The organism is Glycomyces sp. L485 (assembly GCF_022548875.1).
Taxonomy (GTDB): domain Bacteria; phylum Actinomycetota; class Actinomycetes; order Mycobacteriales; family Micromonosporaceae; genus Glycomyces.
On the sequence record NZ_JAKZEW010000107.1, the window covers coordinates 1 to 392 of the forward strand.

Sequence of the window (392 nt, forward strand, 5' to 3'; positions counted from 1 at the left end):
GAGTACGGACCGGGACTGCGCGAAGACCTCGACCGCATCGCTCAAGCACTCGAAACCGAACGCCTCAACACCGAACTCCGGAAAGCACGAGCCAAGCTGCGCAAGAAATACGCCGCACCCAAACCCACACCCGAACCCGGACAGACACCAGCACCGGCCTCGCAGACCGCGACCGCGACCGGGAGCGAGCCCGAGCGCGGCACCGGACCCGAACACGGGCCCCGAACCGGAACGGGAACCGGACCCAAGCGAGACTCCGAACAGGACTTCGATCCGGGCTCCGGACCGGGCGGACGCTCCCGCCCCGAAGACGAGCACGCCCCCACACTGCCGACTGACGCAGCGGCCGCACCGGTCGCGGCGATGCGTCTGGTACACCCGGAGACGAATAA

At 68.4% G+C, this 392-nt stretch carries 1 pseudogene; it reads left to right on the forward strand.

Annotated elements, in window-relative coordinates:
- Positions 1-392 (forward strand): annotated as a pseudogene (locus tag L0U85_RS20205) (hypothetical protein); the annotation flags it as partial.